The following is a 22,872-nucleotide window of genomic DNA, read 5'->3' as shown; positions in this document are numbered from 1 at the left end:
TTACGGGGAAACTCGTACGGCGGGTTCGGAGGGGGGCCGTGCGGAAAAGGGCCTGCATATGGCAGGCACCTCGTCGCGCGGCCTACCCAACCAACCGGCTGAAGGACTGGCGCGGCATCGCCACACGCTTCGACAAGACCCCCGAGAGCTACCTCGCCGGCCTCGAACTCCGCGCCTCAATGATCTGGCTCGAAGACCTCTTACGAGCAGCCGATTGATCACGACATCACACAGGCCCTAGGCCGTGTATCGAAAGTGGATCATGAGGCATGGATGATCGCGGTTCATGGGGCGGGGAGATCTCACGGACGAGCAGTGGGTGATGTTGGAGCCGTTGCTGCCGAAGGGGACGAAGGCGGGACGGCCGCCTGTCTGGTCCCGGCGGCAGTTGATCGACGGCATACGGTTCCGGGTCCGGCCTCGGGGAACATCGGTACAGCGGTTATCGGTGAGAACGATCATGGTCCGGTTGCGAGGGCGCTGACCCGGTTCTCGTACTCGCGCCGGGCCTTGCGCTGGGCCGGGACCGCCATGACGTCCTGGACGCCGTCGAGCGGCTGGCAGTGAGCAAGGAACTGGCGGTGTACGGCGGGGACGGCGCTGACGCGCAGGGTGTAGCCCTGGCCGCGCCGTACGGTCGTCCCCTGGTCGAGCGCGGCGCGCTCGGCGGGCTCCAGTTCGGTGGTGCGGAGGTAGTCGGCGGCCTTGCCTGGCATGTCGAGGGTGACCGGCAGCTTCGGGACGGGCGCGTCCTCCTCGATTGTGGTGTGGTCGGGCAGGAGGTCGGCGACGGCGGTACGGATCGCGCCGCGGCTGAGCCCGTGGTCGCGGGCGAGGGCCGCGATAGAGCGGCCTTCCAGGTACGCGGTGCGCACGGCGTCGGTCTTGTCGGCCGAGACGGCCGGGCGGCGTCCGCCCTTGCTGCCCTTGGCCTCGGCGGCGCGCAGTCCGTCGTAGGTCAGTTCCCGCTGGAGGTCGCGCTGGAGTTCGCCGGCGGCGGCGAGAGTCTGCACCATGACCTTCACGGTCGACAGCAGTTCGCCGGTGCGCGGGTGGCGGGCAGTGAGGTCCATCGCGGAGAACGCGCCGTCGTGGATGCGCAGGGCGACCTGGTCGCGATGGAGGACGTCGAGCTGGTCGAGGATGTGGCCAGTGCCGCGTACGAGGCGGAACATCTCGGAGATGTGCACGGTGTCGCCGAGCCGCGCGTAAGTGAGCAGTTCACGGAACTTCGGGTGCTGCGGCTGGAGGTGCCCGGGTCCTCCTCGAAGACGACCGGGTCCTCGATCCCGGCCTCGTGAAGGACGAGGTCCTGGCGGGCGGTCGACTGCTGGTCGGTCGAGACCCGCTTGTAGACCAGGTTCGCCACTCGTGGGCCCCTTCCGTACGGAGGATCGGACCCTATCTGTCGTCAAACCCTGTCAGCAATTGCCATCGGATCTGATTGGATTCGGGCCGCCGCGAACCCCCGGATTGCACGGGTTCATTGGACGCTCGGGCCTCCTGTCGTCATTCGATGGCGAGCTCAAGCGGTCAGCGCATCACCGCTGTTCAGAAGGTCAGCGTAGACCTCCGCCGGAGTGCGATAGCCATGGATCTTGCGCGGACGATGGTTGAGCTTGTGGGCGATGGCGTCCAGGTCGGCCTGGCTGAACGTGCGGAGGTCCGCTCCCTTGGGGAGGTACTGCCGTAGCAGCCTGTTGGTGTTCTCGTTGGTGCCGCGCTGCCACGGGCTCAGTGGCTTGCAGAGGTAGATCGGCATCCCGGTCTCGGCGGTTATGGCCTGGTGCTCGGCTATTTCCCGGCCCCGGTCCCAGGTGAGTGTCCGTCATAGCTGGGGCGGGATGCCGAGGAGACTCCTGGTGAGGTGAGGAGTGACCTGCTCGGCCTTGATACCGTCCGGCAGCGCGACGACGGCCGTGTAGCGGCTGGTGCGCTCGACCAGCGTGGCCACGGCCGAGGGCCGGGTGCCCATCACAAGGTCCCCCTCCCAGTGGCCGGGGACCTTGCGGTCCTCGACCTCAGCTGGGCGGTCGGTGATGGACACCATGCCGCGGATGATGCCCCGCCCAGTGGGCTGGCGGGCGAGCTTCGGGCGGCGCATGGGCCTGCCTGACCGCAGCCGCTGGGTGAGGCTGCGGTCGATGGCCTGGCGCCGGCGGGGGTCGTAGAGCGAGAGGTAGATCGCTTCGTGCGAGATCTGCATGGCGGCGTCACCAGGGAACTGTCGTCGCAGCCATCCCGCGATCTGCTCCGGTGACCAGCACAGAGCCAGCTTGGCTTCCACCAGGACGCGAAGAGCAGGCTGTTGGGCGAGCTTGGCCTGCTTGGGGCGGCGCCCGCGCTCGTAGGCGGCTGCATCGGCCGAGGCAGCTCGGTAGCGGTCCCGGCAGCCGTTGCGGGCGATCTCGCAGGAGACGGTCGAAGGCGATCGGCCCAGCCGCTTGGCGAGTTGCCGGGCCGATTCCCCGACGGCGATACTGCGGGATATCTCCTCACGCTCGCTGCCGCTCAGATGCCGCTCTGTCCGCGTCTGCGGGGTGAGGCGGACGCCGCCGCTCTAGTAGAGGAACCGACGGGCGTGCTGCATCGGAGCCCCGAGCGCCCGCCCTATCAAGCTGAACGACTGCCCTTCGCGCCAGCGCCTCCAGATCTCATCCTGTTGAGCTGGCGAAAACCCGTAGTCACGCACCTGTACCTCCACGATCACATGATCATCCGCGGGTGGTGCGTTGATCACTTGAGGGTGCCATCGTTTGCCGACACAGGGCCTATTTCTGGCGATGCCCGCGGGGGCTTGCAACAGCGTTCGCTCAGTCCTCGGGCCTGGGGGCGAGAGTGATGAGGGCGGTGGCAATCTGGTCGAGGCGGGCAGGGGCGAGGGCGTAGAGAACGTAGTAGCCCTCGCGCTGGGTGGTGGTGAGTCCTGCCTGGGTGAGCTGATGGAGGTGACGGGAGGTGACGGAGGGGGACAGGCCGAGGAGAGAGGCGAGTTCTTGTGTGGTGCGGCTCTGGGCGGCGAGGTGGGTGACGATCCGCAGGCGTGGGGCGGCGGCCAGAGCCCGGAGCGCGGTGAGAGTGTCTTCCTGACTGGCGGGGCGGGCGGTCGAGGCGGGCGCGAGGGGCAGAGCGGGGTAGGTGATCCGCAGGGGCCAGGGGGCGTCGCAGGTGACGCGGACGTGGGGCCAAACGTAGTGGCTGGCGGTGAACGTCACGGGGTGGTCGCGTGTGACGGAGATGTCGTGGTCGTGCGGTCGGTCGAGGCGCAGGGTCCGGCGACCGGGGTCCACGCGGATCTGGGGAGCGAGGGTGCGGAGCATCGGGAACAGGCCGTGGTGGGCGATCCGGGCGCCTGAGCGGGTGATCGACTCGTACAAGGAGGGCTCGATGCGCTCCCACTCCTGGGCGAAGGCGGCGTCCCAGTAGTCCTCCAGCACGGTGAGCGCGTCGTCGAGGACGGGGAGGGGGTCGGTGAGGATGCCCTCCAGGCGTGCCGCCCGGCTTGGGTCGCTGTTGCGGTACTCGGTGAGTACCGCGTCGCGGGTGGCGTGGTCGTCGACGAGGTCGTCGCCGGTGTGGCGGGTGGTGTCGACGAGCGTTCGGGCGAGTTCGGCGGCCAGCAGAGCGGGCGGCAGGCCCCGTACCGCCGCGAGCTGGTCCGCGAAGTCGGCGTCGTGATCACCGGTGCGGCTTTCGAAGAGGGCGGGGATGTAGTCGGCCACGACGAAGTCGTGCCCGCGCATACGCCGGCGCAGGGCGGCGGGCAGGCGGCGGCACCGCCTGACCCAGGGGACGTGCAGGGCGTGGTGGCCGGGGTCGGTGAGGACGTGCCAGGAGTGGACGGCTTCGAGCAGGGGGGAGACGGAGAAGGCGATGTCCTCCTCGGCCGTCTCGGCGAAGCGCAGGGTGATCACGATTGCAGGATTTCACAATCAGTTGATCGGAACCGGTCGTCCCGGTCAGGCTCAGGAGCGGATCGCGCGCCGTCCGGCCGCAGGTCGACTCCCCTCCGTTTTCGAGCAAAGGCTGCAGGTGACTCCATGAGTACGCCCGAAGCGCCCTGGCAGGCCGTACTGGACTCTGACGGCTGCCCGTACACCGTCCACCAGCATGCCGCCGCGCACAGTGTCGCCGAGCGCCAAGCCTTGCCTTTCCCCTGGTCGCAGGCGGTGAAGACGCTCGCCTTCGCTACGTCGGACCTCTCGCTGTTGCTCGTGGTGCTGCGGGCGGAGGATCGGGTGGACTTCGCCCGTCTGGCGGCTCTTTCGGGCACTAGTCGTTCCCGGCTGCGCGCGGCGGACGCCGGCCTGCTCGCCGCGGAGGGCCTGGTGCCCGGTGGCGTGCCTCCGGTCAGCCACCGGCCCGGGGTGCCCTGCCTGATCGATGCCGCGGTCGCCAACCCAGGCCGGCCCGTCTACTGCGGTGCCGGATCGGCCGACCGCACCCTCCAGATCAACTCCGCCGACCTGGCCCGCCTCCCCCGCGCCCAGGTGGGCGCCCTTTCTCGGTAGCGGTCCCACCTGCGCGCCGGGCCCACCCCTCGTCACTGCTCACACCACAGCACCGCCCTTCGTCGGTTGCGCGGCACAGATCAGGAAGTCCCAGCTCATGGTGAAGACGGAAAGCCTTCTCGCGTTCGCCTCGATGTCCCTCGTCGTGATCGCGATCCCCGGCCCGAGCGTCCTGTTCGTCGTCGGCCGCGCCCTCGCGCACGGCCGCCGCACCGCGCTCGCCACCGTCCTGGGCAACCTCCTGGGCTGCTACGCCCTCGTCCTCGCCGTCGCACTCGGCGTCGGCGCCCTGGTCCAGAGCTCGACCACCCTGTTCACCGCCGTGAAGCTGGCCGGCGCCGTGTACCTCGTCTACCTCGGCGTCCAGGCGTACCGCCACCGTGGCCGGCTGCGCGCCGATCTAACGACCGGGGAGGGCGAACGGCGCGGTGATCTGCACACCGTCCTGGACGGCCTGCTGGTGGGCGCCACGAACCCCAAGGGCCTGGTCTTCTTCGCCGCGGTCCTGCCACAGTTCGTGAACCACGACGCGGGGAACATCCCGTTGCAGATGATGGTCCTTGGCCTGATCCATGCCGGGATCGGCCTGGTCTGCGACACCGTCTGGGGCCTGGGTGCCTCGGCGGCCCGAACCTGGTTCGCCGGCTCCGACCGGCGCCTGTCGATGATCGGCGGCACGGGCGGCATCGCACTGATCGGCCTCGGGCTCGCCGTCGCCACCACCCGCCACTGACCCCGCTGCAACGTCCACCCCGCGCGCCCCGGCTCCGCCCGCAGCCGCCTGCCTGTCAGTCTCCAGTGCCGTCGTCTTCGTCCAGCTCCGGCGCGTCCGGGTCGCGCAGCGGGCGCAGGGCGCCGGCTGCCGGGGTGGAGGCGGTGAAGCTGTAGCGGCCGAGCAGGTTGAGGTTGCGGTGCTTGAGCGGGGACAGGCGGGCGACGTCCTCGTCCTGGATCTCGTGGCCTTCGGCGCGGAGCCGGCCGACGGCGGCGTCGATGTACTTCGTGGTCCACAGCACGATGGCGTTGAGGACCAGGCCGAGCGCGCCGAGCTGGTCCTCCATCCCGTCGCGGTACGCCTGGTGGATGTGTGCCGCGCTTGCCGTGGCACACGTCCCGGGCCAGCTTGTGGCGGGACTCCTGCACGGTGAGCTGCCGGTTCATCTGCCGCCGGTAGGTGTCGTCCACCGGGTCGACCACGCGCAGCAGGTGCTCGGTCTTGGCGATCCGCCCGTACTCCGCGAACGCCGCCCCGAGCGGCGTCGGGCGGCCGTCGCGGCCGAACATGCGCAGCAGGTCGTAGGCGCGGACCTGGTTGGTGACCAGGGAACCGGCGACCTTCAGCATGTCCGGCCAGTGCGTGATCACCTTGTTCAGGTTCACGCGGTTGCGGGCCAGGTCCTCCACCGCGCCGTAGGTGCCGGTCTCGACGCCGGGCATCGTGGCCCGCCAGAGCCGCTGGTCGTCCAGGTCGCGGAACCTGGGTGAGAAGTTGTAGCCGAGGATCTTGAACAGGCCGAACACCATGTCGGAGTAAGAGGCGTTGTCGGTCGCCACCATCTCCGGCTTCACGCCGCCGTCAAGGTTCAGCAGCGCGTCCAGGATGTGCAGGGAGTCGCGCGGGGTGCCTGGGACAACCATCTGTCCGATGCCCGCGACCTGGTCGTTGACCGCGTTGAGCCAGGTGATGCCGCGCCTGAATCCGAAGTACTTCGGCGACGGCGCGGCGTTGATGGTGCGGACGGGGACGACGAACCTCAGCCCGTCCACCGAGGCGAGCAGGCCCTCGCCCCAGAACTTCACGATGGGCACCTCGGCCTGGGCGGCGATCAGCGCGGTGTTCGCCGCGGCAATGGTGTCGGCGCGCAGGTAGTACTGGTCGACATGCACGAGCCGGGCCCGGGTCAACGCCTCGTAGCCGGGGTTGACCACCGGGGCAAGGCCGATGTTGCATGCCTCGGAGACCAGCAGCGCGACCACCGAGGTGGACAAGTCCTTCATCCGGGTCGTGCCGTCGCCGAGGTGCACGAAGGCGTCGAGGAACCCGGTCCAGGCGTTCACCTCGAACAACAGGTCTGGCAGGTCGATCTTCGGGAGCATTCTCTCGACCCGTTTGCGCAGCCAGGTCAGGGACTTCGGTTCGCCGAGCGCGCCGAGCTTGTCGACGTGCAGCTTCACCCGCCCGTCGTCCTGGACCTCGACGGAGACCTTCGCCGCCGGCCCGGCCTCTTCCAGGCGTTCGGCGAGCTGCTTCCATCCGGCGTCCAGGCCCCGCACCAGTTCCGCCAAGTGCTCGGTGACGGGCATGTCCAGGCTCAGCCCAGCCAGCATGTCCTCCTCAACCGCGTCCCAGTCGGGCCCGTCCAGCAGGCGCGCCCGCGGGTTGGACCAGCGGTGCGACGGTGCGGCGAACACGTCGCGGTTGTTCAGGGCCCGGTGCAGCTGCTCCAGCACGCACACCACGTACGCGTCACGGGACACCACAGCCTGCGGCAGATCGGGGTTGGCGTACACCGCCTTGCGCCACGCCGGAGGCACCAGCTTGTCGTCCACCTGCGCGGAACCGAGCGGCTGCTTGCCGGTCGGGACGCGGCGGGAGCCGCGATCTGCCGGGACTGCGCAGGCATCAGCCGCGACTTCTGCTGCGACCGCTGCGGCTTCGAGGGCCTGCTTCTCGGCGGACGGCTCTGCGAACGCTGCACCCTCTCGTGCCCCGCATCGGGCCGGGCCAGCCGCGCGTCCGTCCCGATCGGGTGCGTGCTGACAAGGCGTACGCCTCCCGCAAGAACCGCGCTTACCTGCGTCGCCGGGGGATCCGCTGCACTATCCCGGACAAGGCCGACCAGGCGCGTAACCGTCAGAAGCTCGGCTCCTGCGGTGGCCGGCCGCGACATTTCGACCCGGTCGACTACCGTGAGCGCCATGCGGTCGAGTGCGGGATCAACCGCCTCAAGAGGCACCGCGCCGTCGCTACGCGATACGACTCGCTGTGCCGCGGGTCGCCAACGTCCTTGGAGTGCCCGAGGAGCCATCCTCGGTCCAGGCCGCATCCTTGCCTGCGTTGCCCACGTACACGCTGTCATTCACGTGGCCGAACGCTAGCAGCGCTCTTGCACTCGCAGTCAGCGCTTTCGATACACGGCCTAGAGCCCCCACCGGATGAACCCTCCCCGCTGGCCCCGCATCGTGGACATTTCCCCCAGGCACTGGGCAACGAGAACGTACAGCACCACGGCGGGGCCGACGTCGAGAACTTCGGGTCCTCGGAGGGCGATGTTGCCACCGCAGGGGTGACATCGGCGCCATCTTCAGGCAGCACGCGCACCTGCGGCGAGCTCGCCGCTCCGCCATAAAGCCCGCCTCGTCGCCGACATTCTCGACCTCACCGCATAGCCCCATCATGCGGCCATCCGCAGCCGCCCTACCGCCTTATTCTCGGGCGGCTCCATGTCCAGGTGCCAGGTCCCGAAGCGGCGGGTCTTGCTGGTGATGTACGGAGTGACGGTGGCCAGGTCCCCCGGGTCCACCTCCCAGCCCTCGTCGATGAGGTCGTTGGCCACCTTCGAGATGCCCACGAACTGGGACAACATGCCCAGCCGGTCACAGCCCGTGCAGCGCAGCCACTGCGGGAACACCCGCGCCGGCACCCGAGGTCGTTGTCCTCGACGGAACGGCTGTGCCGTTTGGGCTGCCACGGGTAGGGGCGCAGCTCCACATCGTTGGAGCGCAGCATCATGCGCACCACGCCCTTCAGGCGGGGCGCGTGGATCGTGGGCGGGAGCGCGTCGCGGCGGCGCGAGATCCGGTCCCAGTCGTCCAGCCCGGTCGACATGATCGTGAACTGCGGCAAGTCCATCATCGCGCCGGGCCCGTAGGTGTAGAGCAGGGAGGATGTGGCCTTCGTCAACGCCGATGTGGCCTTCCATCTGACTGTCGTCACCGCGTCCCGGAACTCCGCGCTCGGGATCGGAGCCCTCTGCCCCGGCGAGTGCCACGCGGGTGTAGCCCATCCGCCACTTCTCGTTAGCCGCAAGGCCCTCCAGCTAAAAGCCTCCTCTGTTACGGATGCTTTAACGATGTTTGGGCAAGTCAGGCGGCAGAACAAGCATAAAACGGATACCCCCAAGACTGGGGCTCCCCAACCGGCACATCGTGGGCTTAACTTATGTCCTATGACCTCCCCCCGCGCCACCTACGGCGGCGGTTACTACACCGCGCCGTCGTTCCCGGACACCCCAATCTACGACTCGCTGGTCGCGGAGCGCGGCACACCTCAGATCGCTCCGATCCGAGTGCCTTCCGCCTACGACACGGGCAACAGCTATCTGCCGGCTCTGCCCTCCGCGCTTCCCGCCCTCCCGGCGGCTCCTTCCCAGCCCTCTCCCGCGTACGGCGGTTATCAGCAGCAACAGCAGATGCCGATGCAGCAGATGCAACAGCCCATGCCCTTGCAGCAGACACCCTCGCCGTACATCCCGCAGCAGGGCGCTCCCCGCGGCTACCCGGGCGGCCAGCCGCAGCAGCAGGCGCCGGCCCAGCAGCAGCGTCCGATGCCGGCGAGCACGGGCTACGAGGCGATGCGCCCGGCATCCCCGCGGCCGGCCCCCGCACAGCCCACGCAGTACGACGACCCGTACAACCGGCCCTACCAGAGCCGGGGGTATTGATCTGCGGGAGCGCGAAGTCCGAGGTCACTGAGATCGTCCGGGCCGACTGAGATGATGGCGTCATGCCTCAGTCAGCCCGCCCCGTCCTGCAAGCCGTGCGGTTCTATCCGGTCAAGTCGATGGCCGGTTGTGCGCCCGACAGCGCCGTCGTGGAGCCCTGGGGGCTCGCCGGGGACCGGCGTTGGACGCTGATCGACGCGACGGGGAAGGCAGTCACACAGCGCCAGCAGCCGCGGCTGGCGCTCGTCCGCGCGGAGCCGCTGCCGAACGGCGGGATCCGGCTGTACGCGCCCGGCCTTGAGCCGCTGACCGTCGCGATGCCCGATCCGGCCGCCGACGGCACGGTCGTGGTGGACATTTTCGGGACCAAGGTCGAGTCGGTGCACGCGGGGCACAGCGGACACCACACGCACCACGGAGACGGGGAACAGCGCGCCGGGGACGGCCGGGGGCGGGAGAGCCGGGATCCGGGCGGGCGGGACGCGGACCGCGAGCTGAGCACATACCTCGGGGTGGAGGTCCGGCTCGCGCATCTCGACGATCCGGCCCGGCGCCGGCCGATCGACCCGCTCTACGCACGCCCCGGGGAAACGGTCAGCTTCGCGGACGGCTTCCCGCTGCTGGTCACCACCACCGCCTCGCTGGACGCCCTCAACTCCCTTGTCTCACAAGGAGACCAGCCCCACGAGGGCCCGCTGCCCATGGACCGGTTCCGGCCGAATCTCGTGGTGGCGGAGACCACGCCCTGGGCGGAGGACGACTGGCAGCGCATCGCCGTCGGCGACCTCACCTTCCGTGTCGCGAAGCCCTGCGGCCGCTGTGTCATCACCACCACGGACCAGCGGACCGCAGAGCGCGGCAAGGAACCGCTGCGCACTCTCGGCCGTTACCGCCGCTTCGGCGGTCAACTGCTGTTCGGGCAGAACCTCGTCCCCGAGTCGACCGGCACGGTCCGCGTGGGCGACCCGGTGACGGTCCTCGACTGACAGCGCCGACCAGCGGCGCTTCCCGCCCGGCGCTTGCCGGCGCCGGTACTCCGGCGGCCGGAACTCCACGTACCGCCGCCGCACACCCGTGTGAGACCTGTCTCCTCGGGAACACGAAGCACCGGTATGCCCGTTGATTGCATACGGCACGGATTACTTATGGCACACAGAACAGAGGTGAGCTTGCTCTCTCCTCACGCCCATGGTGCGTAAAACGTGCCGGGCCGGGCCAAGACGGACACGGAGGACAGGAGAAGGGGGCACACGGCTGTGCGGACCATCGTGGGACTCTGGCGCTGGAGGCGCAACCCTCTGCGCAGAGGAACCGATCTCATCGAGGCGTGGATCGCGCTGGCGGCGGTGCTGCTGCTCGCGCTGGCCACGCCGGTCGCCGGCTGGTTCTGCGGTCGTGCCGTCGACTCGTCGCTGCGCGACACCGTACGTCTCCAGCACGAGCAGCGGCATCGTACGACCGCGGTGGTCGTCGGCCGCTCGACGGAGCCCCGCTTCACCACGTACGACACCGAGTCCGCCGCGACACAGGACGTGGGCACCCGCGTGAACGCCACCTGGCGCGCGACGGACGGCAGCGCGCACAGCGGCACGGTCTCGGCGCCGCTGTACAAACCCCGGCGGGGCGACACGTTCCGCCTGTGGACCGACGACCGGGGCAAGCAGGTGCAGAGCCCGATGAACGCGACCGGCGCCCGCACTCACGCCGTTCTGGCCGGATTCGGGGCGACCGTGCTCGCAGCCGGGCTGGTGGAGTGCGGCAGGCGGCTGATCGTATGGCGGCTCGTACAGCGGCGGTACAGGCGGCTCGACCAGGCATGGGCCGCGGCCGGTCCCGACTGGGGACGTACCGGCGCGGGCAGTTAGGGCCGGTGGGACGAAGTTCCTGGTCCACCGGCTCACCCCGCTGACGAGGGGCTTTCGTGTGACGGAGCGCCGCGCCGGGGCACGCGGGCCCGGCAAGATCCAGACGAGAGGCCCCAACTCGCCCCGGACCTGCCGCTCGCGTCAACTCCGTGGTGCCACGCGCGCTACGGTGGTGCCGCCCGGTCCGCGCTTGCGGCCGGGGGCCGGGGCCGGCACCCGGGACGGCAGAGCACGCACACGCACGAGGTGGGGGCACAGCAGCGCCATGGCACAGGGCACGGTCCAGGTGACGCACACCGGAACATCGCGTTGGCGGCGCCGCACGGGTGAGTACGCCTCTCTCGCCGCAGCCCTGGAGGCCGCCGGCGACGGCGACATCCTCACCATCGCCCCGGGCACGTACCGGGAGAATCTCGTCGTCGGGCGCGCTGTCACCCTGCGCGGCCCCGAGGGCTCGCTCGGCTCCGTACGCATCGCCCCCGTCGACGGGGTGCCGCTGACCGTGCGCTCGTCCGCCACCATCCAGGACCTCCATGTGGAGGGACAGGACACGGCGGCTCCCGCGCTGCTGGTCGAGGACGGCACCCCCGAGCTGACCGGTCTGCGAATCGTCACCCGCTCGGCGGCGGGCCTGGAGGTGCGCGGCGCGGCCCGCCCCACCGTCCGCCGCTGCACCGTCGACAATCCGGCCGGGGTCGGCATCGGCGTACTCGACGGAGCGGGCGGGGTGTTCGAGGAGTGCGAGATCGTCGCGGCCGGACAGTCCGGCGTCTCGGTGCGTGGCGGCGCGCATCCGCGCCTGGAGCGGTGCCGGATCCACCACGCCTCGGGCTCTGGTCTGTCCGTGACCGGCGAGGGCAGCGGTCTGGAGGCGATCGGCTGCGAGGTGTACGAGATCAAGGGCACCGGCGTGCAGATCGCGTCGCGCGGCGCGGCTCATCTCACGGACTCCTCCGTGCACCGCACCTCCGCCGACGGGATAACCCTGGACACCGACGCGGTGCTGACCCTCTCCGACTGCGACATCCATGACATCCCGGAGAACGCGGTCGACCTCCGCTCCCGCTCGGTGCTGACCCTGACCCGCTCGACCGTGCGGCACTTCGGCCGCAACGGGCTCTCCGTATGGGACCCCGGCACCCGTGTCGACGCCAACCAGTGCGAGATCCACGACAGTACGGGCGACTATCCGGCCGTCTGGGTCAGTGACGGCGCCACCGCCGTCCTCGATTCCTGCCGGGTCCACGACGTCCCGGACGCGCTGTTCGTCCTCGACCGCGGTTCCCGCGTCGATGTCGTCGACAGCGATCTCTCCCAGGTGCGCAACACCGCGGTGTCGGTGAGCGACGGGGCGACAGTGCAGCTCGACGACTGCCGGATCAGGGAGGCCTCCACCGGCGCCTGGTTCCGCGACCACGGCAGCGGCGGCACGCTCAACTCCTGCACGATGGACGCCGTCCAGACCGGTGTCATCGTCACCAAGGGCGCCGATCCGACCATCGAGCGCTGCACGGTCACCTCGCCCGCCGAGGCCGGCTTCTACGTCTCGGCCGAGGGCCGCGGCACCTTCCACAACTGCCGGGTGACCGGAAGCGGCGGCTACGGCTTCCATGTGATGGACGGCTGCCGTACGACGCTCACCCGCTGCCGTACGGAACGCTGCGCGCGCGGCGGGTACGAGTTCGCGGAGGACGGTCCGAACGCCGAGGACTGCACCAGCGACGAGAGCGGCGTACTGACGCCGCCTTCCCCGTCCTTGGAGCCGCCGTCCGTGCTGACCGCGACCCAGGCGTCCCCCGGCTTCCTCAGCGCGATCCCGTCGGGTCCCCCCAGCGCCGCGACGCCGCCGCCGGACACCGCCCCCGCGGCCACGGTCGCGCGTGACTCGGAGGACGTCCTCGGCGAACTCGACTCGCTGGTCGGCCTCGACAGCGTCAAGCGCGAGGTCCGGGCGCTCACCGACATGATCGAGGTCGGCCGCCGCCGCAAGGTGGCGGGGCTCAAGGCGGCATCGGTCCGCCGCCATCTGGTCTTCACGGGCAACCCCGGCACCGGCAAGACGACGGTCGCGCGGCTGTACGGCGAGATCCTGCACTCCCTCAAGGTGCTGGAGCGCGGTCACCTCGTCGAGGTCTCCCGGGTGGACCTGGTCGGTGAGCACATCGGCTCGACCGCGATCCGTACGCAGGAGGCGTTCGACCGGGCGCGCGGCGGGGTGCTGTTCATCGACGAGGCGTACGCGCTCTCCCCCGAGGACTCCGGCCGGGACTTCGGCAAGGAGGCGATCGACACGCTCGTGAAGCTGATGGAGGACCACCGGGAGGCGGTGGTGGTGATCGTCGCCGGGTACACCGCCGAGATGGAGCGGTTCCTGTCGGTCAACCCCGGTGTGGCGTCCCGTTTCTCACGGACCATCAGCTTCAGCGACTATGTGCCCGAGGAGCTGTTGCGGATCGTGGAGCAGCAGTCCGAGGAGCATGAGTACCGGCTGGGCGAGGGTACGGCAGAGGCCCTGCTGAAGTACTTCACGGCCCTGCCCAAGGGGCCCGCCTTCGGTAACGGCCGTACCGCGCGCCAGACGTTCGAGTCGATGGTGGAGCGGCACGCGGGCCGGGTCGCCCACCTGTCGGAGTCCAGCACGGACGACCTGACCCTGCTCTACGCGGACGACCTGCCCGAGCTGCCCTGAGGCCCGGACTGGCCAGATTCCAGGACTGCCCGGATTCCCGGACTGTCCTGAGGCCCGGACTTGCCCGAGGCTCCTCGATGTCGGAGGAGCCGGGCCGGTGGCAACACGCCCTGGTGCCGCGGTCTTTCCCCTGTTACACCTGCTCGTTCCGTTGCCGCGTCGGCTCGTTGCGCTGCTGCGGCAGTACGGGTGGCGGCAACCGGTCCAGCAGGGCGGCGCGTTCCTCGGCGAAGACGGGGTCGGCCTGGTAGTCGGAGTGGCCCAGGATCGGCTCGGGCAGCGGGTGCAGCACCGTACGGTCGTAGGCGAGCGGGTCCATCAGCGGCCCGCGGTCCACCTCGGGGCGGTCGCCGTCGGCCGGGACCCGGACCGGGCCGCCGATCGGGTCGGTGGACCGCCACAGATTGCGCCAGCAGTGCACTTCCCGGCTCAGGTCGCGCAGCGGGCCCGCGCCGAAGTACACGGGGAACCAGCGGCCGTACAGCCGCTCCAGCGGTGAGCCGTACGTCAGCAGCGCCACCCGGTGGCGGGTGGCGGCCTGCAACTGCCAGACGGCGGCCGCCGCCAGCACGCTGCCCTGCGAGTGACCGGAGAGGACGAGCCGGCCGCCGGTACGGCGGGTCCACGAGGCGATCCGCCAGGTGAGGTCAGGGACCGCGCGCTCGGCGTAGCAGGGCGGCGCGAAGGGGTGGGCCGCGCGGGGCCAGAAGGTGCCGACGTCCCAGAGGATGCCGATGGTGCGCCGGGCGGAGGCGTCCCGGTAGGCGCGGCGGCCCCAGGTGACGAAGAGTATGAAGCCGAAGCTGATCAGCCAGGAGCCCAGCGCCTGCGCGGTGTCGGCCACGGACTCGACGAGGGAGACGGTGCCGTCGGCGGCCCGTCCCGGAACCTCGCCGCTCAGCCAGGAGCCCGCGAGCGCTACGGCACCGAGCAGCAGGGCGGCGCCCGCGATCAGACCGACGAGCCGGGGCGCGAAGTCGGTGAGCGAGGCCCTGGCCCAGGCGCCCGCGATCCGGCGGGTGCGCAATGCGTCCACGGTCACCTCTCCGTACTCCGCCTCGACCACTGGTTCCCGCGCACGGGTGGTGCGTACGGTCCGTACGACGAGGAAGACGACGGGGACCAACAGCAGTGCGAGCAGTACGGGGAGGGCCGCGGCCTGCCAGCTCAGCAGCACCGGAGGGCCCATGATCGCGCCCCCGCCCATGCCGGGGGTGGCGTCCCCGTCGAACCAGTCGGCGACGCGCTGGGCGACCCCGCCGGTCATCACACCGCCCAGGGCGCAGGCGAGCATCGCTACGGCGGGGCCGGCGAGTCCGCGCATCGCGGTCCTCACGTCCCGCGCGCGGCGGTGCAGGACGTGTGCGGTGACGGCGAGCGTGACGATCAGTGCCACCTGGGCCAGAGCTATCACCCGGAAGGTCAGGTTGCCGGGGAGCCCGCCGCCGGAGACCCAGTCGGGCCGGGACCAGCCGGTGTGCACGAGGGCGAGGGCGAGGATCGTGAGGGAGGTGACGGGCAGGTACGTGACCAGCATCCGGTCGAGGCTGCCGTCGCTTCTGCGCTCGCTGCGGCCCCTGCTGCACACCACCCAGAGCACAACGGCCGCGCAGACGGCCTGTGTTGCCTGGAGCAGCAGGCCGAGGCCGTACATCGTGGTGGTGGTGTCGGCGCGGTCGTGGTCGGTGGCGGCCGCCGTGAGCGCGGCGGCGATGGTGAGGAAGCCGGCGGCGGTGTGCGCGGCCCGGAGCCGGGCGACGAGCCGGCGGCCGTACCAGAAGCCGGGGCGGGCGAGCGCGGGCCTGACCGTGGTCCGGGTGTTCCCCGAGTTCTGGTCCTCCTCCGGGTCCGGAGTGCTCCCCGAGTCCTGGGCGGCCGGCTCCATGGGTTCGTCGAGGCCGTCGTCGTCCGTGTGCGCGTGGGGGCGCTCGTGGGCGTGGGCATGCACCCGGCCGTCGGTGTGGGCGTGCTCGTCGGTGGGCGGGCGCTGGGCCTCGTACGCGCTCCACGTCCGGTTGGAGAGGTACCACAGCAGCACCGTCAGCGCGGTGGGCACCACCGCGGCGAGGGCCAGGCGCCGGCCCGGCTGTGACCACCAGCCGTGCCGTTCCGGCGACAGGAAGCCGAGCCAGGACTGGTCCGCGACACACGCCGTCGACCCGGCGCACTGCCACGCCGTCAGATCGAGCGCGACCTCACAGGCCGCGGCCGTCAGCAGCACGGTGAGGGTGAGGGCCACCAGCCGTACGAGCACGCCGTACAGCCGCTGGGACTTCCCGAGTCCCTTTGTCGCGGGCCGCATCCAGTGGGCGAGGTTGACCACCATGAAGGGAAGCAGCAGCAGCCACAGGGCGCGCGATCCGTTGCCGGAGGTGAGATTGGACCAGCTGTAGGCCTCGGGTACGGGCCGGTCCTGGTAGCGCTCCGGGTGCAGTTCGGCCTCGGCGTCGTCGGCACGCCGGTACACGGCGGCCGTCTTGTCGCCGGTGATCCTGACCGTACGCGGATCGTTGAGCATCTCCTGCGGAGTGGTCCCGCCGACGCCGTGTACCAGCAGTTCGAGCGCGGCTCCGCCGTCGCGCGGATGTGGTGATTCAGGGGGCACTTCGGTGACTCGCTCTCCGGGTGACAAAGTCGGCCTGCGCGGTAGGGCGCGACGGGAACAGCCATCACAGTCCGGGATACCGCTTCCGGGCCAACCACCGCGCGCCCTTCCACGGAATCTCCCCGACGTCCGCCTCCGCCAACCCCGGAGCGGGTGACCGAACCCCATGGGAGGATGAGACCCCCGTGCTGATCGGACAGCCATGACCATCAGCCATGACCGTCGGGCACGACGACGGACGGACGACGGGGGCATGACAATACGGAAGGACCGGCCCGGCGGTGAACGACAACCAGAATCTCCTTGCGGAGCAGCGCCGTTCCCTGATTCTCGACGAGGTGCGCCGACGTGGCGGGGTCCGGGTCAACGAACTGACGCGCAAGCTCAACGTCTCCGACATGACCGTGCGCAGAGACCTGGACGCGCTGGCCCGCCAGGGCGTCATCGAGAAGGTGCACGGCGGCGCGGTGCCGTTGGTCGAGGCGAGCACGCACGAACCGGGTTTCGAGGCGAAGTCGGCGCTGGAGCTGAGCGCCAAGGAGGACATCGCGCGGGCGGCGGCGACGATGGCCGTACCCGGCAGCGCCATCGCACTGTCCGGCGGGACGACGACCTTCGCCCTCGCACACCATCTGCTGGACGTTCCGGATCTGACCGTGGTGACCAACTCCATGCGGATCGCCGATGTGTTCCACATGGCGCAGCAGGCCGGGGGCGTGGGAGGCCGGCGTTCCGGCGCGGCCATGGTGGTGCTGACCGGAGGGGTGCGTACGCCGTCGGACTCGCTGGTCGGTCCGGTGGCCGACCAGGCGATCGGCTCGCTCCACTTCGATGTGGTCTTCCTCGGGGTGCACGGCATCTCGGTCGAGGCCGGTCTGTCCACGCCGAACCTCGCGGAGGCGGAGACCAACCGGCGGTTCGTGCAGTCCGCGCGGCGGCTGGTGGTCGTCGCCGATCACACCAAGTGGGGCACGGTGGGGCTGAGTTCCTTCGCGACACTGGACCAGGTCGACAGCCTGGTGACGGACTCGGGGCTGTCGGCCGGGGACCGCGAGGAGATCGCCGAGCATCTGCCGGGTCTGGTGGTGGCGGGCGGGCCCGAGGACGATTCCCTTCCGCCGGTCTCACGGGTCGGGCAGGATCCGCTGGACGCACCGGCTCCGTAGGCCGGTTCACGGGCTCACCGGCTCCGTGGGCCGGTTCCCCGGCGTCGTGGGCCGGTTCCCCGGCGTCGTGGGCCGGTTCCTCCTTCCCTGCTCCTCCCTTCCCTACGATCGCCGGGTGACCGTCTTCCGTATCGACCGCACGACACCGCTGTCCGCCGACGAGGCCTGGCAGCGGCTCACCGACTGGCCGGCGCACGCGGACGGGGTACCGCTGACGAAGATCTCCGTTCTGACACCGGGGCCCACCCGCGTCGGAACGGTCTTCGTCGCGCGCACCGCCCTCGGACCGGCCGGGTTCGACGACCCGATGGAGGTCGTCCACTGGCAGCCGCCGACGGCAGGGAGCCCCGGCCACTGCCGGCTGGAGAAACGCGGCCGGACCGTCCTGGGCTGGGCCGAGATCCACGTACAGCGCACGGAGGGGACGGGGACGGCGGGCATCACCCGGGTGCGCTGGGAGGAGGACCTGCGGGCCGGCCCGCTACCGCGCCTGTTCGACCCGCTGACCGCGCGCGCCGGCCGGGCGGTATTCGGCCGCGCCGTCGACCGCCTGCTGCGCGGCTAGAGCGTGTTGCGAAAGTCCCGCCTCCCGCGGATCGGCACATCGCCGCCTCCGCTCTCGCCCTCTCACCATTGACCGGAGCAATATCTGGCATTGATGCAAGGCGCCCGAAAACCATGGCATCGCCCATGCGCCGTGCATTAAAAATTGACGAGCGACAAAGAACGGCCAGCCACCCCGAAGAGAGGTACGCACCCATGCGCGTCGTCAATCCAGATCTTTCCAAAGCGAAGGTGAATCTCGTCGCCCCGAATCCGTGGGGTTATATTCTCCTGGTGTCGGAGACGAACCCCGCTTCGGTGGCGACCGATGCGAACCAGGCGGAAAACATCTCGATCCAAGGCGGCCCGGAATCGGTCAGTGACCTGCGTTCGGATCTCTACAAGACGATCGACCCGATCCGTAACGCACTTGGCTCCCTCGACGACGTACACGCGGTATCGGTGTTCGAGGCGATCCTGTTCGCTCCCGGCAGTCTCGACACGTACCCGCCCCGCAGTCCCGACGGGCGTCCGGCCCGCTTCGACAGCATCATCGTGATCGAGACGCGCTCCCCCGCGGACATGGATGCGGTCCGGTCGACGCCCGCTTTCGGTGAGCTGCTGGACACGGTGCGCGGAAGGAGCACCTACACCGAGGTCATCACGGTGACCAACGTAAAGAAGATCGCCGACGTCGACCGGCGGAACCCCGGCGTATTCCTGTTCAACTTCTTCTTCGCGGAGGATCCCCAGCGGCTCCTGGACATCTGGGACTACACGGCGGGCTGGTGGGAGACCGTGGGGAAGATGCACAACTCCGAACTCCTCGTCCCGACCAGCCCCCAGGGCACGCCGTACGCGATCATCAACAACGCACGCTGGGACACGGCGCGGCCGGCGCTCGACGCGTTCCGGGACACGAGCTACTCCGACTACGTACTGGCCAATATCGACGCCAGCAAGGCGAGCGCCATGCCGTCGCTCTACCGCTGGGTCCAGTAGCCGACCGGTGGCGTCACGGCCGGTGCGGAGCCCGTGCCTGACGGGCCGCGCGGTCCGTCAGGCACGGGCCGGGTTCCGACGGTTCCGGCCCGGGCGCCCGGGCCCCGGTGCCTCACAGCCGCCTCGCCTGACGCAGCAGACACGAGCGCAGCCAGCGGTGGGCCGGGTCAACCGAATTGGCCGGGGTCCAGTGCGCCACCTCCACCAGCGGTTGCAGCTCCACCGGAGAAGGCATTATCCGTAAATTGGCCTGCTCGCACACCGCCCGTGCCAGCCGCTCCTGAATCAGGCCGACAAAACGGGTCCCGGTGAGCAGAAACGGGATATTGACGTGTGCCTGCACGGCGAGTTCGGCGGTACGCAGAATTCCATGGGCAGCGAGTTGAGCATCGACCAGCAGGGGATTCCCTACGTACCGCAGCGTCCGGAATTTCTCGATGTCGACCGGGCTTTTCAGGTCGGGGTTGTCCCGGTCACCGACCAGGACGTACTGGTCCTCGAACAGGATGGCCCGAGGCAGGTCGTCGAGCGTGCCGGACAGCTGCATGGGGCAGATGAGGAGATCGACGCCGGCCCGCCTGAGCCGCTCCTCGAAATCGTCGGCGAATGCCGTCACCCTGAACCGGATACCGGGCGCTTCGGCGGTCATTTCGGCGAGCAGTGGTTTCAGCAGCAGCATGGTCGCGTAGTCGCTGGTCATGATGGTGAACGTCCGCTCGGCAGTGGCCGGTTCGAACGAGTTGTGCTTTCCCAGAATGCCGTCGGCGGCGGCCAGCAGGTCCCGTACCGGATCGACCAGCGACTCCGCCAGCGCCGACAGCCTGTACTCGCGCCCGGCACGGACGAGCAGCGGGTCGCCGAAATGCCTGCGCAGCCTGCCGAGCGCCGAACTCATCGCGGACTGGCCGATGGAGAGGCGCTCGGCGGCCCGCGTCACATGACGCTCGCTCAGCAGCGCGTCGAGAGCCGGCAGTAAGTTCAAGTCCACATTGGTCAGCGCCATGACCGGCGAGGATACCCGCGGGCGTCGAACGCCCCCCGGTCGACTTCCCACGACCGGCCCTGGGCCCACGGGGTCACTCCGGCCAGACGCCGTGCGCCAGGAAGTGGTCGAGCGTGATGGTGTACGGGACGATGTCCAGGCCCTGTTGGGCCAGCCAGGCGTCCGAGTAGTACTTGTCGAGATAGCGGTCACCGGGGTCGCAGAGCAGCGTGACCACGCTTCCGGTCCGCCCCTGCGCGACCATCTCGGCCACGATCTTCAGCGCGCTCCACAGCCCGGTCCCGGTGGAGCCGCCCGCCTTGCGCCCGGTGGCCCGCTCCAGGGCGCGTACGGTGGCGACACTCGCCGCGTCGGGCACCTTCATCATCCGGTCGATGGCGCCGGGCACGAAGCTCGGCTCCATCCGTGGCCGTCCGATGCCCTCGATGCGGGAGCCGCGCTCGCTGCGCGCCAGCGGGTCGTGCCGGGTCCAGCCGTCGAAGAAACAGGAGTTCTCCGGGTCGGGGACGCAGATCCTGGTGTCGTACTGCATGTAGTGGACATAGCGCGCGATGGTCGCCGAGGTGCCGCCCGTACCCGCCGTGGCGACGATCCACGCCGGCTCCGGATAGCGCTCCAGCCTCAATTGCTGGTAGATGGATTCGGCGATGTTGTTGTTGCCCCGCCAGTCCGTCGCGCGCTCCGCGTAGGTGAACTGGTCCATGTAATGGCCGCCGGTCCTGGCGGCCAGCCCCGCCGACTCCTCGTACAGCTTCCGCGAGTCGTCCACGAAGTGGCACTGTCCGCCGTGGAATTCGATCAGCCGGCACTTCTCGGCGCTGGTGGTGCGCGGCATGACCGCGATGAACGGAACGCCGATCAGCTTCGCGAAGTACGCCTCCGAGACGGCCGTTGATCCGCTGGACGCCTCGATCACCGGCTTTCCGGGCCTGATCCAGCCGTTGCACAGTCCGTAGAGGAAGAGCGAGCGGGCGAGCCGGTGCTTGAGGCTGCCGGTCGGGTGGGTCGACTCGTCCTTCAGATACAGGTCGATGCCCCACTGTTCGGGCAGTGGGAAGAGCAACAGATGGGTGTCGGCGGAACGGTTGGCGTCGGCCTGGACCTTCCGTACGGCTTCTTTGAGCCACGCGCGATACCCGGGATCGCTGCGGTCCACGTCGACGGTGGCCCGCGCCCCGGCGTCGACCGTCGGCACTGCCCCGGCGCCGGAAAACGCTGTGGCCTCGCCGGTTCTGTCTCGTTGCGTCATGCGCGCCGTACCTCGCCTCGTCAACACCGGCCCCCTATCTCCACGGTATCCCCACCACCTGCACAAACGTTGACTTTGGGGCTCCATAGCGATGCCTTCTGGACCCTGCCGAAAGGGCGCACTGGTGCGCAGCCGCATACTTGTGCACACTACTTCCAGGGGTACGGTGCGGAGGGGGCGAAAAGCCATGGCTGAGCCGGAGTTCAGCGCGCGCGGGGTGCGGATAGAACGGTGGCCCCGCTCACTCACCAGCGCGGGCCAAGTGCTGATCCAGGACGGCAGGCTGGCCTTGCTGACCAGCTACGGCCGGGTGATCGACAGCGCGCCTCTACGGGCCGTACGGGCCGCGAAGCCCTGGTTCGCGGGGCGCGGCAGCACGGTCGCCACCGTCAACGGGACCCGCTACCGGCTGACCATGGGGCAGCGTGGCCGGCTTCCCGACGCGACGGCGCTGGCCGGGCGCTTCATGGAGGCCGTCAGCCGGGCCAGGCGCGCCTGACCGGCGCTCCGTCCGCCGGACCACGTCCGGCTGGGGCCGGGTGGGTCGCGGAAGCGGCACCGTCCGCCCGGGGGATCATCCGCGTACCGGACGTGCCCCGGTGATCGTGACAGTGCGGCGAGCGCCCGTACCGGGCGCCGCATACCGGGCGGAGCCTTCACCGCACACCCCCGGGACGCGCCCGTCGGGCTCCGCGCCGAGGCCGTCCCGTACCTCCGCCGTCCCGTACCTCCGCCGCTCCGACCTCCCGCCGCCCCGCCGCGAGTTGCGAAGCCAAGCCCCGAGGTTCACTCTGGTTTCACATCACTCAGGGTGAACCGGCGGTGACGCTGCGAGCCAGCCCCGCCGGGCCGGAACAGCAGCAAGCCCGTTGCTGGATCCGATCCTTCGTCTTCTTCCGGACCTCAATTCGGGGAGTCGCAGCCGTGATCAGCCAGCCCAGCAGGCATTGCACGGTGGAGCTCAAAGCCCTGCCGTCGCGGATCGGACAGGTCCGCAGAATCATTTCCGCGCAACTGCGCTACTGGCACCTCGATCCTCTGATAGACCCAGCGGCACTCGGTGTCACCGAGCTGCTCACCAACGTCCACCGGCACGCACAGCCGGACAAGATGTGCACCGTCGACGTCGAATTGCGGCCCGAACGGGTCACGGTCTCGGTCAGTGACCACGACCCCCGGCTACCGGCCGTCAACCACGCCCTGCCCTTCGACACCTGCGGGCGCGGTCTCGCGCTGATAGCGGCCGTGAGCGAGAGCTGGGGCATACGCCCCCAGGGCGACACCGGAAAGAGCATATGGTTCACGCTCCCCGCGTCGCCGGCGGCGCTGGCCCTCGCGCTGCGTCCGGTGTACGGGGCGACGACCGACGGCCCCTTCCTGGGAGTCGCGGCGCTCGGCCCCGGAACCGGGGAACACGGACGCACGGCCGCCCGATCGGCCGTGTTCGGCTGACCAGGGCGCACCCCGCGCCCCGGCCGCCTTGACGATCACCGAGACGTTCGGCGATCACCCGAACGGCCTACAGTCGGCGCCGGCAGTCGTCCTCGTCCATCTCTCTCACCGCGAACCCGCGGC

Annotated in this window: 20 protein-coding genes and 4 pseudogenes; 15 read left to right on the top strand and 9 right to left on the bottom strand. The window is 70.0% G+C overall.

Annotated elements, in window-relative coordinates:
- Nucleotides 1-218 (top strand): annotated as a pseudogene (locus ACIQD6_RS26935) (hypothetical protein); the annotation flags it as partial.
- 68 nt (nucleotides 219-286) lie between these two features.
- Entirely contained in the window at nucleotides 287-484 is a 198-nt protein-coding gene (locus ACIQD6_RS26930) for a transposase (RefSeq protein ID WP_401886803.1), read from the top strand.
- On the opposite strand, the gene ACIQD6_RS26925 is transcribed toward ACIQD6_RS26930, so the two are convergent.
- On the bottom strand, nucleotides 459-1,190 hold the full coding sequence (locus ACIQD6_RS26925; protein WP_401886800.1) for a hypothetical protein: 732 nt from the start codon (nucleotides 1,188-1,190) through the stop codon (nucleotides 459-461). The two genes, ACIQD6_RS26930 and ACIQD6_RS26925, sit on opposite strands and share 26 nt — an antisense overlap.
- Here ACIQD6_RS26925 and ACIQD6_RS26920 point away from each other — a divergent pair.
- Nucleotides 1,092-1,301, top strand: a complete 210-nt coding sequence (locus ACIQD6_RS26920; protein ID WP_401886838.1) for a hypothetical protein — start codon at nucleotides 1,092-1,094, stop codon at nucleotides 1,299-1,301. The genes ACIQD6_RS26925 and ACIQD6_RS26920 overlap by 99 nt on opposite strands.
- Before the next feature lie 224 nt (nucleotides 1,302-1,525).
- Here the strand turns inward: ACIQD6_RS26920 and ACIQD6_RS26915 are convergent.
- Both ACIQD6_RS26915 and ACIQD6_RS26910 read right to left on the bottom strand, forming a co-directional pair.
- Nucleotides 1,526-2,479: pseudogene (locus tag ACIQD6_RS26915) on the bottom strand (IS30 family transposase).
- Nucleotides 2,480-2,813: 334 nt separating this feature from the next.
- Nucleotides 2,814-3,914: a DUF5937 family protein gene (locus ACIQD6_RS26910; RefSeq protein WP_401886797.1), complete on the bottom strand. Its 1,101-nt coding sequence runs from the start codon at nucleotides 3,912-3,914 to the stop codon at nucleotides 2,814-2,816.
- 126 nt (nucleotides 3,915-4,040) lie between these two features.
- Between ACIQD6_RS26910 and ACIQD6_RS26905 the strand changes: the two genes are divergently transcribed.
- Both ACIQD6_RS26905 and ACIQD6_RS26900 read left to right on the top strand, forming a co-directional pair.
- Entirely contained in the window at nucleotides 4,041-4,511 is a 471-nt protein-coding gene (locus tag ACIQD6_RS26905) for a YbaK/EbsC family protein (protein WP_401886795.1), read from the top strand.
- Nucleotides 4,512-4,608: 97 nt separating this feature from the next.
- Nucleotides 4,609-5,244, top strand: a complete 636-nt coding sequence (locus ACIQD6_RS26900; RefSeq protein WP_401886792.1) for a LysE family translocator — start codon at nucleotides 4,609-4,611, stop codon at nucleotides 5,242-5,244.
- A 55-nt stretch (nucleotides 5,245-5,299) separates the two neighbouring features.
- Here the strand turns inward: ACIQD6_RS26900 and ACIQD6_RS26895 are convergent.
- The 3 genes and pseudogenes from ACIQD6_RS26895 to ACIQD6_RS26885 form a co-directional block, all read right to left on the bottom strand.
- Nucleotides 5,300-7,088 (bottom strand): annotated as a pseudogene (locus tag ACIQD6_RS26895) (Tn3 family transposase); the annotation flags it as partial.
- A gap of 391 nt (nucleotides 7,089-7,479) precedes the next feature.
- Nucleotides 7,480-7,595 (bottom strand): annotated as a pseudogene (locus ACIQD6_RS26890) (signal peptidase I); the annotation flags it as partial.
- A 311-nt stretch (nucleotides 7,596-7,906) separates the two neighbouring features.
- Nucleotides 7,907-8,155 carry a hypothetical protein gene (locus tag ACIQD6_RS26885; protein WP_401886789.1) on the bottom strand — a complete coding sequence of 83 codons (249 nt, stop codon included), beginning with the start codon at nucleotides 8,153-8,155 and terminating at the stop codon, nucleotides 7,907-7,909.
- A gap of 87 nt (nucleotides 8,156-8,242) precedes the next feature.
- Between ACIQD6_RS26885 and ACIQD6_RS26880 the strand changes: the two genes are divergently transcribed.
- The 5 genes from ACIQD6_RS26880 to ACIQD6_RS26860 all read left to right on the top strand — a co-directional run bounded on the left by ACIQD6_RS26880 (nucleotide 8,243) and on the right by ACIQD6_RS26860 (nucleotide 13,729).
- Nucleotides 8,243-8,383 carry a hypothetical protein gene (locus ACIQD6_RS26880; RefSeq protein ID WP_401886787.1) on the top strand — a complete coding sequence of 47 codons (141 nt, stop codon included), beginning with the start codon at nucleotides 8,243-8,245 and terminating at the stop codon, nucleotides 8,381-8,383.
- Nucleotides 8,384-8,680: 297 nt separating this feature from the next.
- The gene (locus ACIQD6_RS26875; RefSeq protein ID WP_401886784.1) at nucleotides 8,681-9,175 is read left to right on the top strand and encodes a DUF6643 family protein; all 495 of its coding nucleotides are present in this window, start codon (nucleotides 8,681-8,683) and stop codon (nucleotides 9,173-9,175) included.
- A 62-nt stretch (nucleotides 9,176-9,237) separates the two neighbouring features.
- On the top strand, nucleotides 9,238-10,161 hold the full coding sequence (locus ACIQD6_RS26870) for an MOSC domain-containing protein (protein ID WP_401886781.1): 924 nt from the start codon (nucleotides 9,238-9,240) through the stop codon (nucleotides 10,159-10,161).
- Between the two features lie 270 nt (nucleotides 10,162-10,431).
- The gene (locus ACIQD6_RS26865; RefSeq protein WP_401886779.1) at nucleotides 10,432-11,040 is read left to right on the top strand and encodes a hypothetical protein; all 609 of its coding nucleotides are present in this window, start codon (nucleotides 10,432-10,434) and stop codon (nucleotides 11,038-11,040) included.
- A 265-nt stretch (nucleotides 11,041-11,305) separates the two neighbouring features.
- Complete coding sequence (locus ACIQD6_RS26860) at nucleotides 11,306-13,729, top strand: right-handed parallel beta-helix repeat-containing protein (protein ID WP_401886777.1); 2,424 nt, start codon at nucleotides 11,306-11,308, stop codon at nucleotides 13,727-13,729.
- 133 nt (nucleotides 13,730-13,862) lie between these two features.
- Here the strand turns inward: ACIQD6_RS26860 and ACIQD6_RS26855 are convergent, their stop codons facing one another.
- Nucleotides 13,863-16,334: a hypothetical protein gene (locus ACIQD6_RS26855; RefSeq protein WP_401886775.1), complete on the bottom strand. Its 2,472-nt coding sequence runs from the start codon at nucleotides 16,332-16,334 to the stop codon at nucleotides 13,863-13,865.
- A gap of 281 nt (nucleotides 16,335-16,615) precedes the next feature.
- Here ACIQD6_RS26855 and ACIQD6_RS26850 point away from each other — a divergent pair, with 281 nt between their 5' ends.
- From ACIQD6_RS26850 to ACIQD6_RS26840, 3 genes are all read left to right on the top strand, one after another.
- Nucleotides 16,616-17,500 carry a DeoR/GlpR family DNA-binding transcription regulator gene (locus tag ACIQD6_RS26850; protein ID WP_401886773.1) on the top strand — a complete coding sequence of 295 codons (885 nt, stop codon included), beginning with the start codon at nucleotides 16,616-16,618 and terminating at the stop codon, nucleotides 17,498-17,500.
- 115 nt (nucleotides 17,501-17,615) lie between these two features.
- Nucleotides 17,616-18,065, top strand: a complete 450-nt coding sequence (locus ACIQD6_RS26845; protein WP_401886770.1) for an SRPBCC family protein — start codon at nucleotides 17,616-17,618, stop codon at nucleotides 18,063-18,065.
- Nucleotides 18,066-18,337: 272 nt separating this feature from the next.
- A complete protein-coding gene (locus ACIQD6_RS26840; RefSeq protein WP_401886767.1) occupies nucleotides 18,338-19,045 on the top strand; it encodes a hypothetical protein in 708 nt (235 codons plus the stop codon).
- A 112-nt stretch (nucleotides 19,046-19,157) separates the two neighbouring features.
- Here ACIQD6_RS26840 and ACIQD6_RS26835 read toward each other — a convergent pair whose 3' ends face one another.
- On the bottom strand, nucleotides 19,158-20,048 hold the full coding sequence (locus ACIQD6_RS26835; RefSeq protein WP_401886765.1) for a LysR family transcriptional regulator: 891 nt from the start codon (nucleotides 20,046-20,048) through the stop codon (nucleotides 19,158-19,160).
- Nucleotides 20,049-20,121: 73 nt separating this feature from the next.
- Entirely contained in the window at nucleotides 20,122-21,297 is a 1,176-nt protein-coding gene (locus tag ACIQD6_RS26830; RefSeq protein WP_401886762.1) for a PLP-dependent cysteine synthase family protein, read from the bottom strand.
- A 187-nt stretch (nucleotides 21,298-21,484) separates the two neighbouring features.
- On the opposite strand from ACIQD6_RS26830, the gene ACIQD6_RS26825 reads away from it, so the two are divergent.
- Together ACIQD6_RS26825 and ACIQD6_RS26820 are read left to right on the top strand one after the other, a co-directional pair.
- The gene (locus tag ACIQD6_RS26825; RefSeq protein ID WP_401886760.1) at nucleotides 21,485-21,796 is read left to right on the top strand and encodes a hypothetical protein; all 312 of its coding nucleotides are present in this window, start codon (nucleotides 21,485-21,487) and stop codon (nucleotides 21,794-21,796) included.
- 425 nt (nucleotides 21,797-22,221) lie between these two features.
- Entirely contained in the window at nucleotides 22,222-22,749 is a 528-nt protein-coding gene (locus tag ACIQD6_RS26820; protein ID WP_401886757.1) for an ATP-binding protein, read from the top strand.
- Nucleotides 22,750-22,872: the final 123 nt, after the last annotated feature.

The organism is Streptomyces sp. NPDC088400, assembly GCF_044753355.1.
Taxonomy (GTDB): Bacteria; Actinomycetota; Actinomycetes; order Streptomycetales; family Streptomycetaceae; genus Streptomyces.
Note: the sequence above shows the minus strand (reverse complement) of the source record. Positions and strands in the feature narration are given on the sequence as shown.